The 8,252-nt window shown below is 72.7% G+C and carries 7 protein-coding genes and 1 pseudogene; all 8 read left to right on the top strand.

Translation table 11 applies throughout. The features are described 5' to 3' along the window. Nucleotides 1-294: pseudogene (locus CCN51_RS56765) on the top strand (NADH-quinone oxidoreductase subunit C); the annotation flags it as partial. Beyond that, a complete protein-coding gene (locus tag CCN51_RS49265) occupies nucleotides 291-1,250 on the top strand; it encodes a complex I subunit 1/NuoH family protein (RefSeq protein ID WP_014178716.1) in 960 nt (319 codons plus the stop codon). The pseudogene CCN51_RS56765 and the gene CCN51_RS49265, both read left to right, overlap by 4 nt. Beyond that, nucleotides 1,250-1,864, top strand: a complete 615-nt coding sequence (locus tag CCN51_RS49260; RefSeq protein ID WP_014178717.1) for a NuoI/complex I 23 kDa subunit family protein — start codon at nucleotides 1,250-1,252, stop codon at nucleotides 1,862-1,864. Before CCN51_RS49265 ends, CCN51_RS49260 begins: the two co-directional genes overlap by 1 nt. Next, complete coding sequence (locus tag CCN51_RS49255) at nucleotides 1,861-2,577, top strand: NADH-quinone oxidoreductase subunit J family protein (protein ID WP_014178718.1); 717 nt, start codon at nucleotides 1,861-1,863, stop codon at nucleotides 2,575-2,577. The genes CCN51_RS49260 and CCN51_RS49255 overlap by 4 nt, the downstream gene beginning before the upstream one ends. After that, nucleotides 2,577-2,987, top strand: coding sequence for an NADH-quinone oxidoreductase subunit NuoK (nuoK, locus tag CCN51_RS49250; protein WP_014178719.1), 411 nt, complete (start codon nucleotides 2,577-2,579; stop codon nucleotides 2,985-2,987). Before CCN51_RS49255 ends, nuoK begins: the two co-directional genes overlap by 1 nt. Next, complete coding sequence (locus CCN51_RS49245; protein ID WP_014178720.1) at nucleotides 2,984-4,999, top strand: NADH-quinone oxidoreductase subunit 5 family protein; 2,016 nt, start codon at nucleotides 2,984-2,986, stop codon at nucleotides 4,997-4,999. The genes nuoK and CCN51_RS49245 overlap by 4 nt, the downstream gene beginning before the upstream one ends. Before the next feature lie 3 nt (nucleotides 5,000-5,002). Further along, complete coding sequence (locus tag CCN51_RS49240; protein ID WP_014178721.1) at nucleotides 5,003-6,739, top strand: complex I subunit 4 family protein; 1,737 nt, start codon at nucleotides 5,003-5,005, stop codon at nucleotides 6,737-6,739. Then, on the top strand, nucleotides 6,739-8,252 hold a 1,514-nt coding region (locus CCN51_RS49235; protein ID WP_107426303.1), incomplete at its 3' end, for an NADH-quinone oxidoreductase subunit N. The genes CCN51_RS49240 and CCN51_RS49235, both read left to right, overlap by 1 nt.

Raw genomic sequence — 8,252 nt, 5'->3', positions numbered from 1 at the left:
GTTCGTCGGTGTCCGCGGCGGGAGGCCTCCCGACCGGCTGCTACGGGCGGGCCGACGGGCTCCAGCTCCTCTGCCTCGGCGGAAGCCGGCACAGCGACCACCGCCGCGGACACCGACGAACCGCCCCGCTCGGAGGCCGACCGTGCGGCAGCCGCATCGGAGGACGCCGAGTCCGCGCCCGGCGCGACCGCTGCTGCCGAGGACGCCGGTGAGCCTGACGCGCCCGCTGAGCCCGATGCACCCCACACAAACACCGACACAAACACCGACGACCCGGCGGGAGGCACCGCGTGAACGACGTCCTCGACGTCGCACTGCGACTGCTCGCGCTGTTGGTCGCCTTCCTCGTACTGCCTCTCGTCGTAGGACAGACCGAGCACAAGGTCATGGCCCATATGCAGGGTCGGCTCGGGCCGATGTACGCGGGTGGGTTCCACGGGTGGGCACAGCTGGTCGCGGACGGCGTGAAGTTCGCGCAGAAGGAAGACGTCGTACCGGCGGGGGCCGACCGGCGGATCTTCCAGCTCGCGCCCGCTGTCGCGCTGCTGCCGTATCTGCTGGTCCTGGTCGCGATCCCGGTCGGGCCCGGCACCGTCGGCCGGTTCATCGACGCCGGTATCTTCTTTGTGCTCGCCGTGATGGGCGTCGGCGTGCTGGGCTCGCTCATGGCGGGCTGGGCGTCGGCCAACAAGTTCTCCCTGCTCGGGGGGTTGCGTACGGCCGCGCAGCTGATGGCGTACGAGCTGCCGATGCTGCTCGCCGCCGCGTCCGTGGCGATGGCCGCCGGTACGGTCTCGCTGCCCGGCATCCTCGACGCGTTCGAGTGGTGGTGGGTGCCGTGGCAGATCGTGGGCGGGGTGGTGTTCTTCACGGCCGGGCTCGCCGAGCTGCAGCGGCCGCCCTTTGACGCGCCCATCGCCGACTCCGAGATCATCTTCGGCGCGTACACCGAGTACACCGGGTTGCGCTTCGCGCTGTTCCTGCTGGCCGAGTACGCGGGCATCGTCATCCTCTGCGGGCTGACCACCGTGCTGTTCCTGGGCGGCTGGCACGGTCCGTTCGCCCATGACCTGGGCTGGGTGTGGACGCTGCTGAAGACGGCCGTGCTCGCTTTCGTGGTGATCTGGCTGCGGGTGAGCTATCCGCGGCTGCGCGAGGACCAGCTGCAGAAGCTCGCCTGGACCGGCCTCATCCCGCTCGCCCTGGTCCAGATCGCCCTCACCGGCGTCGTCAAGGTGGTGATCTCCTGATGGGCATCCCCGGTTCCGGCCTGGCCAAGGGTCTGGCCGTCACCCTGCGCACGATGACCCGGAAGGCGCACACCGCGCAGTACCCGGACGTCCAGCCCGAGCTGCCGCCCCGGACGCGCGGCGTCATCGGTCTGTTCGAGGAGAACTGCACGGTCTGCATGCTGTGCGCGCGCGAGTGCCCGGACTGGTGCATCTATATCGACTCCCATAAGGAGACGGTGCCGCCGGCCGCGCCCGGAGGGCGTGAGCGCAGCCGCAACGTGCTGGATCGGTTCGCCATCGACTTCGCCCTGTGCATGTACTGCGGTATCTGCATCGAGGTGTGTCCTTTCGACGCGCTGTTCTGGTCGCCGGAGTTCGAGTACGCGGAGGAGGACATCCGCGACCTCACCCATGAGCGCGACAAGCTCCGCGAGTGGATGTGGACGGTGCCCGCACCGCCCGCGCTCGACCCCAGTGCCGAGGAGCCCAAGGAGATCGCCGCCGCCCGCAAGGCTGCCGACAAGATCGCCGCGGCCGAGGCAGCACAGGCAGCACAGGCCGCGCAGGCCAAGGACGCGGCGGAGGGCGATGGCCCCACCGGCTCCTCCGGCCGGGACGGAGCGGCGTCATGACTGCCGCGGCGCAGCTCGCGGCCGCCGGCCACGGTTTTCTGTCACCGACCGGTGTGGAGATCACCTTCCTTCTGGTCGCGGTGGTGACCCTGGGCGGGGCCGTCGTCACCGTCACCACCAAGCAGCTGGTGCACGCCGCGCTGTGGCTGGTGGTCACGCTCGGCGGGCTCGCGGTCGAATTCCTGCTCCTCACGGCGGAATTCATCGCCTGGGTGCAGGTGCTGATCTACGTCGGCTCCGTCGTCGTCCTCATCCTGTTCGGGCTGATGCTGACCAAGGCGCCCATCGGGCGGTCGCCTGACGCCGATTCGGGCAACCGCCCGGCCGCCCTCGCGGTGGCCGTGGCCTCCGCGGCCGCCCTGGTCTGGGTGGTCGTGGACGCCTTCCGGGCCACCTGGATCGACCTCGGAGAGGTGCAGGGCTCCACCAAGGTCACCGGCGTAAGCCTCTTCCGGCACTGGGTGCTGCCGTTCGAGGCGCTGTCGGTGCTGCTGCTCGCCGCGCTCGTCGGAGCGATCGTGCTCTCCCGGCTGCGCTCCTCCCAGCGGACCCCGGGCGCCAACGGCCCCCGCGCCAACGGGTCCTCCCGCCCCAACGGCCCCAGCACAAAAGGCCCCCGCGCCAACGGCTCCCGCGCCAACGGCTCCCGCACCGCCGGCTCCCGCACCGCCGGCCCCCGCACCGCCGCCGACGCCGCCGAAAAGGAGGGCTGATGCACCTCGCCTACCCCGCCGTGCTCGCCGTCCTCCTCTTCTGCACCGGCCTGTACGGCGTCCTCGCCCGCCGCAACGCGATCCTGGTGCTGATGTCCGTCGAGCTGATGCTCGGCGCCGTCAACCTCAACCTCGTCGCCTTCGACGTCTGGCTCCGCGACACCCTGCACGCGGGCCAGGCCCTCACGCTCTTCGTCATCGCCATCGCCGCCGCCGAGATCGGCATCGGGCTGGCCATCGTCCTCCTCGTCCACCGCGACCGCGGCACCGCCGACATCGACAAGCTCCGGGGCCTCGCCGAGCCCCCGCCCACCGATGACAGCGTGCCAGGCACCACTGACAACGGCGCCGACAGCGACGCCGACACCAGCGCTGACCAGGGAACCCCCGCCCGGAGGCAGACCGCGTGACGACCACGACCGCCGCCGTCCTCGTCCCCCTCCTGCCCTTCCTCGGCGCCCTCGCCGGACTGCTGCTCGGCCGCCGCGCCCCCGGCTTCGTACGCCCCCTCGCCGTGCTGCCGACCGTCGCCGCGGCCGCCCTCGCCGTCCTCGTCGCCGTACGGCAGGGCGGGGGATCGGGCGGCGGCAAGGGGGCGCTGGACGCCGCGACCCGGCTCACCGACACCGGCTCGCTCCCCATCGATCTCGCGCTGCACATCGACGGCTTCGCCGCCCTGGTAGCGGTCCTCGTCGGCGTCGTCGCGTGCTGTGTGCAGATCTACTCGACCGGCTATCTGCGCGACGACCCGCGCTACCCGTCCTACGCCGCGCTCGTCTCCCTCTTCACCGCCGCGATGCTGCTGGTCGTCTACTCCGACGACCTGATCGTGCTGCTGGTCGGCTGGGAGATCATGGGCATCTGCTCGTACTTCCTGGTCGGCCACTACTGGGAGACCTCGGCCGCGCGCTCCGCCTCCCTCAAGGCGTTCCTGGTCACCAAGCTCGGCGATGTGCCGTTCCTCTTCGGGATCTTCGCGCTCGGCGCCGACGCCGGTACGTTCCGCATCAGCCGCATCTACACCCAGCTGACCTCCTCCGCCGCGCACTTCCAACTCGACCATCCCACCCTGATCGCGCTGTTGCTGCTGGCCGGGGTCGCGGGCAAGTCGGCGCAGTTCCCGCTGCACACCTGGCTGCCCGACGCGATGGCCGGTCCCACCCCGGTCTCCGCGCTGATCCACGCCGCCACCATGGTCGCCGCCGGCGTCTACTTCATCGCCCGGCTGCTGCCCGTCTTCGCGTCCTCCGCCGCCGCCCTCGCCGTGCTCGCGGTCATGGCGGCGGTCACCATGGTCGGCTCGGCGCTCGCGGCTCTGGCCCAGGACGACATCAAACGCGTACTCGCCTACTCGACCGTCGGTCAGCTCGGCTACATGACCGGCGCGCTCGCCGTCGACAACCGCGGCGCCGCCGTCTTCCACCTGCTGGCCCACGGTGCGTTCAAGGCCCTGCTCTTCCTCGGCGCGGGCGTGATCATCCACGCGGCCGGGACGAACTCGCTGGCCGCGATGTCGCGCATGAGCGGCCTGGCGGGGCGCATCCCCGACGCCTACTGGACGATGACGGTCGCCCTGCTCGCGCTCGCCGCCATCCCGCCGTTCGCGGGCTTCTTCTCCAAAGAGGCCGTCCTCGGCGCGGCCGAGCACGCGGCCACCGGGCACGCCCCGGCCGTCCCGGCGGCCGTCGGCTGGACCGTCCTGGTCGCCGGGCTGCTCACCGCCCTCCTCACCGCCGGCTACGCGGTCAGGCTGTGGCTGCTCGCCTTCCGCGGCAAGGGCACCGAAGCCCCCGACCACGGTCGCCAGCCCGCCGTCATGAACGCCGTCCTATGGGTGCTCTTCATCCCCGCCGCCGCGTTCGGCCTCGCCTTCGGCGCCCTCCCGGACTGGTTCGACGGCGGGTCCCTCGCCCCGACCCTCACCACCTCCGTACTGGGCACCGGGCTCGCCCTCGTCGGCGTCCTCGTCACATACGGAGCCTGGCGGCACACCACGGCGCTGGCCGCCCGCATCCCGATGGGCGCCGTGGCCGCCCACCCGGACGCCGAACCCGCGCTCTCCGAGGCCGAGGCCATCGCCACCCACGAGCCCGCGTACGGCGATATCGCCGCGGCCCACGACCCGGCGGACCCCGGCCGCCTCCTCCTCGGCCCGCTCCACCGGCACGCCGCGGCGGGCTTCCACCTCGACGCCCTGTACGCCGCGGTGTTCATCCGCCCGGTGCGCGCCGCCGCCCGGCTCGTCGGCTTCCTCGACCGGGAGGTCGTGGAGACCTATGTGCGCGGCGCGGGCGGCGTACCCCGTCTGCTCGGCGCGGCCGTACGGCGCGCCCAGACCGGCAATGTGCAGACCTACCTCGGCGCGCTGCTCGCGGGCTCGCTCGTCCTGGCCGTCGCCGTCCTCGTCGCAGCGGGAGCCTGAGCCGTGAACCACACCGTCCTGCAGTCGCTCCTCGCGGCCCTGATCGTCCTGCCCCTCCTCGGCTCGGCCGCCGCGCTCCTCCCCGCCCCGCCCGGGCTGCGCGGCCGCGGCCCCGACCAGGCCGTGCTGCGCCACGGCGTCACGGTCACCGGGGCCGTCCTGGCCGTCGCCATCGCGCTCGCCGTGGGCTTCGACCACGACCGCCCGGCCGCCATGCAGGCGCAGACCGACATCAGCTGGATCCCGGCGCTGGACATCCGGATCCACCTCGGCGTGGACGGCGTCTCGCTCCCCCTCCTCGTGCTGACCGCGCTGCTGACCTTCCTGTGCGCCCTCTACGGCTACTTCAACATGCCCGCCGGGCCCTCCCCGAAGGCGTTCGTCGCGCTGCTGCTGCTCCTGGAGTCCGGCACCCTGGCTTCCTTCGCCGTCCTCGACCTGATGCTGTTCTTCCTGGCGTTCGAGACGGTGCTCATCCCGATGTACTTCCTCATCAACCGATGGGGCGGCGCCGGGCGCGAGCGCGCCGCCTGGAGGTTCATCCTCTACACGCTGCTCGGCTCCGTGATCATGCTGCTCGGCCTCCTCCTCGTCGGGCTCAAGGGCGGCACCTTCGACATGGTGGCACTCGCCTCCGACAATGGCGCCAAGCTCAGCCACACCACCCAGCTGATCGCGGCCCTCTCCATCGGCGTCGGCCTCGCCGTCAAGGCCCCCATGTGGCCCCTGCACAGCTGGCTCCCGGATGCCCACACCGCCGCGCCCACCGTCGGCTCCGTCCTCCTCGCGGGCGTACTGCTCAAGATGGGCACGTACGGGCTGGTGCGCATCGTGCTGCCCATCGCACCCGAAGGGGCCCACACCTTCGCGCCCTACCTGGCCGCCTTCGCCGCCGTCGGCATCATCTACGGCTCCCTCGCCTGCCTCGCCCTGGCCCGCACCGGGGCCAAGGGCGACCTCAAGAGGCTGATCGCGTACTCCTCCGTCGGCCATATGGGCTTCGTCCTGCTCGGCATCGCCACGCTCACCCCCACCGGGGTCAACGGCGCGCTGTTCGCCAACATCGCGCACGGCCTGATCACCGGCCTGCTCTTCTTCCTCGTCGGCGCCCTCAAGGACCGCTGCGGCACCACCGACCTCGACCAGCTCTCCGGCACCGGCGGAGCGGCCCTGTACGGCCGGGCGCCGCGCCTGGGCGGACTGGTCGCCTTCGCCGCCGTCGCCTCCCTGGGGCTGCCGGGGCTCGCCGGGTTCTGGGGCGAGATGCTCGCCATGTTCGGCGCGTTCGAGCCCGCCGACGGGCTCAGCCGCCCCGCTTTCCTCACCTTCATGGCGCTCGCGGGCCTGGGCACCCTGCTGACCGCCGCCTACCTGCTCGTCGTCGTACGCCGTGTCTGCATGGGCGAGCACCCGGAGGCCGAGATGGGCGGAACGCTCACCGGCGCACCCGCGGGCGTCCCCGCCGGCGGGGCCACGGATAGGGCCACCGGCGGGCCCGGCGAGGCCGCGGGGGCAACCGGAGCCACCGGAGCCGCAGGGGCTGCCGGAGGAACCGGGGGAGCCGGAGCCGCCGGGGCACCCGCCGGGCCGCTCCGCCCCGCCCTGGCGGACGTACGCGGCTACGAATTCGCCGCCTGGACCCCACTGGTCGCCCTCACCGTCCTCGGCGGACTGTGGCCCGCGGCCCTCCTCGGCCTCACCGACCCGGCCGTGCAGCAACTCCTCGCGGGAGGCCACTGATGACCGCGCTCGCCGGAGGCTACGTCCAGTCCGTCGACTGGCTCGCGATCGCCCCGCCCACCATCGCCGCTGTTGCCGCCCTGGCCGTCCTGGTCGCCGACCTCTTCCTCGCCGAGCGGAATAAACCCCTCCTGGGCTGGTTCGCGACCGCGGGCCTGGCCCTGGCCGCGCTCCTCCTGCTGCCGCTCCGCGCCGGGGACCGCAGCACCTTCTGTCTGACCTCCGACCCGGACGTATGCAGCTATAGGGCCGACGAATTCGCCGTCGTCATCCAATTCCTGGTGCTCGGCGGAGCCCTTCTGACGGCCCTGCTGTCCATGAGCACGGTCCACAACCGCGGCTCCAAGGACGCCGGAGACGGCGACACCGGGGCCGCCGGGGACGCCGACGCCGGGGCCGCCGCAGAGGGCGGCAAACTTCCCGCCGGCGAATTCTGGTTCCTGCTGCTGTCCTCCGCCGCGGGCGCGGCCCTCCTGCCCGCCTCCCGCGACCTCGCCACCCTCGTCGTCGCCCTGGAGGTCGCCTCCCTGCCGGCCTTCGCGCTCGTGGGGCTGCGCCGCGGCGACCGCCTCTCCTCCGAGGCCGCCCTCAAGTTCTTCCTCTCCTCGGTCACCGCGACCGCGGTCATGCTGATGGGCGTCAGCTTCGTCTACGCCGCCACCGGCAGTCTCCACCTGTCCCGGATCGCCGCCGCCCTCGGCCACGTCGACCCGCGGCTGGACACGCTCGCCCAGGCCGGAGTCGTGCTCACCCTGGTGGGCTTCGCCTTCAAGACCGCCGCCGTGCCGTTCCACTTCTGGGTCCCCGACACCTACGTCGGCGCCCCCATCCCGGTGGCCGCGTACCTCTCCGTCATCGGCAAGGCGGTCGGCTTCTCCGGCCTCATCCTGGTCACCGTCCTCGCCTTCCCCGCGTACGCCGACGTATGGGGCCCGGCCGTCGCCGTGCTGGCCGCGCTCACCATGACCGCGGGCAACGTCGCCGCGCTGCGCCAGCGCCCCGAGCGCGCGCACAGCGCCGTACGCCTGCTGGCCTGGTCCTCCGTCGGCCAGGCGGGCTATCTGCTGGTCCCCATCGCCGCGGCCGGGTACGCCGACTCCTCCGGCGACGCGGCCCACGCCATCGGCTCCACGGTCGCGTACGCCCTGATGTACGCCGCCGTGAACCTAGGCGCCTTCGCGGTCGTCGCCCTGGTGTCGCGCACCCACCCCACGGGCCGCCTCAGCGACTACCGCGGCCTGTACGCCTCCCGCCCCCTGGCCGCCCTCGCGCTCGGCTTCTTCCTGCTCTGCCTGGCCGGCCTGCCGCCCGGCGTCATCGGCCTGTTCGCCAAGGTCACCGTCTTCTCGGCGGCCGTGGACGCGGGGTTGGGCTGGCTCGCCGTCGTCATGGCCGTGAACGTCGTGATCGCGCTCTACTACTACCTCCAGTGGACGGCCGTCCTCTTCCGCGCACCCGCCGGAGCCCGCGCACCCGCCGGAGCCCCCGCGCCCGCCGCCGAGCCGACGCCCCC

Origin of the sequence: Streptomyces milbemycinicus (assembly GCF_002154605.1) — a bacterium.
In the GTDB taxonomy this organism is placed as follows: Bacteria; Actinomycetota; Actinomycetes; order Streptomycetales; family Streptomycetaceae; genus Streptomyces; species Streptomyces milbemycinicus.
The sequence above is the reverse complement of the archived record's forward strand: the minus strand, read 5'-3'. Positions and strand labels throughout refer to the sequence as shown.

Coding starts and splice junctions, on each gene's coding strand:
- CCN51_RS49260 (WP_014178717.1), top strand. CDS start 1,250: ATGGGCATCCCCGGTTCCGGCCTGGCCAAGGGTCTGGCCGTCACCCTG.
- CCN51_RS49255 (WP_014178718.1), top strand. CDS start 1,861: ATGACTGCCGCGGCGCAGCTCGCGGCCGCCGGCCACGGTTTTCTGTCA.
- nuoK (WP_014178719.1), top strand. CDS start 2,577: ATGCACCTCGCCTACCCCGCCGTGCTCGCCGTCCTCCTCTTCTGCACC.